Raw genomic sequence first — 2,120 nt, 5'->3', positions numbered from 1 at the left:
AGGCTTTTGCCTCCAGCGTCTTCAATTTGCGGCCCTGCTGCAGGCGGGTGCCGCCTGCCTTTGCGCCGCCCGCAAAACCGCCGGCAAAGCCGAAAGGATCGCGGATACGGGCATTGCCGCTGGCCGTGCCGGAACGCAGCGTGGAATGCAGCGGGCTGTCGCGGGCCGTCTTGTTGACGCCGACCGTCCAGGTGGGGCGATGACCGGTGATCGCTTCCTTCTGGTAGCGGGCAATCTCGCTGTCGGAGAGGCCGGAAAAATAATTATAGCCCTTGTTGTATTCCTTCACGTGCTCAAAACAGAACAGGAAGAATTGCCCCTCGGCATTGCGGCCGACGGGTGCCCGGTGAATGCCCGGTTTATCGCATCCGTCCCACTGGCAGGTGGGGGCCTGAACCTCAGGTTCCCGCTCCCTTTTCCGGCGCGTGCGGATGCGATCGAAATATTTCGAATCCAGTTTCATGATGCCCTGATTATGGGGTGCGAAAAGCTGCACAACAAGAATTGACAAAGCGGAATGTTGCTGGCTTTTAGGTAGCCCCCTTCAAGACCAGCCAACGAGAATGGAGCCCGTCGCATGTCCCTGCGAGAACGCATAGAAACCAAGCTCCGGGAGAGCTTTTCACCCGAGCGCCTGAAGGTCGTCGATGAAAGCCAGATGCATGCGGGCCACCAGCCGGATATGACCGGCACAGGCGAGACGCATATGCGTGTTCAGATAGTGTCCGAAAGCTTTTCCGGCAAGTCTCGCGTCGAACGCCACCGGGCGATCAACGCACTTTTGAAGCCGGAACTCGACGCGGGGCTGCATGCCCTGGCGATCGAGGCGGCGGCGCCGGGGGAAGCGGTGCGGTTCTAGTTTTAACCACGCAACATTGCTTTCGTATTTCCGGGCTAAAAATCCAGTTGGTGCAAAGATTCTGCATTCCAAGAGAGAACCTTAACTCGACGGATTACCCAAATGTCGATAGCAGCCAGCCCTTCGCTCCGCATCGCCATCATCGGCAACAGCGGATCCGGCAAAAGCAGTCTCGCCGCAAAAGCCGGTTCGGCGCTGAAGTTGCCCTTTTACGATCTCGATCGCCTTCACTGGGAGGAGGATGGCCGCAAACGGGACGAGGCGGAAGCCAGACTTCTGGTGGCCCGGCATGCCAATACCAGCGACTGGATCATCGAAGGGGTCTATGGCTGGCTGGTTGAAACGGCGTTGCCGCGCGCGAAGGTGCTGATATGGCTCGACCTCCCCTGGGCAGAATGCCGCGAGGGCCTGTTGCGGCGCGGAGCGCAGCACGGCGAGACCAAAAGCGATCAGGCGGCACTTCTGGCCTGGGCAGGAGATTATTGGACGCGGACGACGTCATCCTCCTTTGCGGGACATTTGCAGCTTTATGAAACCTTCGGCGGCGGCAAAATCCGCCTTCAAAGGCGCGCAGATGTGTCGACGATGCCGCTGCAAACGATAGGACGCCTTGCCAGCGAGACCGGCGCCTTTTGACCGAGTGGCGCCGGGGATAACTTAACCCGGATGCTTCTCCGACAGGAAGGACTGCACCTCGGACGCCGCCACATCATCGGCCACGAAGGACTGGCCGATGCCGTGGGTGAGGATGAAGGTGAGCTTGCCGCCCTTGACCTTCTTGTCCTGCCCGATCGCCGTCATCAGCGTTTCGACCGGCGGCAGTTCACCGGGAATATCCTTCATCGTTGTCGGCAGGCCAACTGCCTTCAGATGCGCTTCGACGCGGGCCGCATCATCAGGGCTTGCGAGGTTCAGGCGTGCGGAGAACTGGTGCGCCAGCACCATGCCGATGGCGACGCCTTCGCCGTGAACCAGCCGCTTGCTGTCATAATTGGTCGCCGCTTCCAGCGCATGGCCGAAGGTGTGGCCGAGATTGAGAAGGGCGCGCACGCCGTTTTCTTTCTCGTCGGCCACCACCACATCGGCCTTGGCCTGGCAGCTGGTCGCAATCGCCTGGATGCGGGCAGGGCCGCCGGTGCGGATTTCATCCCAGTTCTTTTCCAGCCAGAAGAAGAAATCCGGCTTGTCGATCAGGCCATATTTGACGACTTCGGCATAACCGGCGCGGAACTCCCTCGGGCTCAGCGTATCGAGCACCGCC

General features: G+C 60.4%; 4 protein-coding genes. 2 read left to right on the top strand and 2 right to left on the bottom strand.

The features are described from left to right. A partial coding sequence (locus DA915_RS20800; protein WP_107677187.1) for a J domain-containing protein occupies positions 1–463 on the bottom strand: 463 nt, incomplete at its 3' end. A gap of 114 nt (positions 464–577) precedes the next feature. Here DA915_RS20800 and DA915_RS20795 point away from each other — a divergent pair. Both DA915_RS20795 and DA915_RS20790 read left to right on the top strand, forming a co-directional pair. After that, positions 578–859: a BolA family transcriptional regulator gene (locus DA915_RS20795; RefSeq protein WP_107677186.1), complete on the top strand. Its 282-nt coding sequence runs from the start codon at positions 578–580 to the stop codon at positions 857–859. 102 nt (positions 860–961) lie between these two features. Next, positions 962–1,495 (top strand): adenylate kinase, encoded by a 534-nt coding sequence (locus DA915_RS20790; RefSeq protein ID WP_107677185.1) that lies wholly within the window; start codon positions 962–964, stop codon positions 1,493–1,495. A 21-nt stretch (positions 1,496–1,516) separates the two neighbouring features. Here the strand turns inward: DA915_RS20790 and DA915_RS20785 are convergent. Beyond that, positions 1,517–2,120 (bottom strand): 3-dehydroquinate synthase (locus DA915_RS20785; RefSeq protein WP_371412722.1); only part of this gene is annotated, 604 nt, incomplete at its 5' end.

Origin of the sequence: Agrobacterium sp. LAD9, assembly GCF_003031125.1 — a bacterium.
In the GTDB taxonomy this organism is placed as follows: Bacteria; Pseudomonadota; Alphaproteobacteria; order Rhizobiales; family Rhizobiaceae; genus Agrobacterium; species Agrobacterium radiobacter.
The sequence above is the reverse complement of the archived record's forward strand: the minus strand, read 5'-3'. Positions and strand labels throughout refer to the sequence as shown.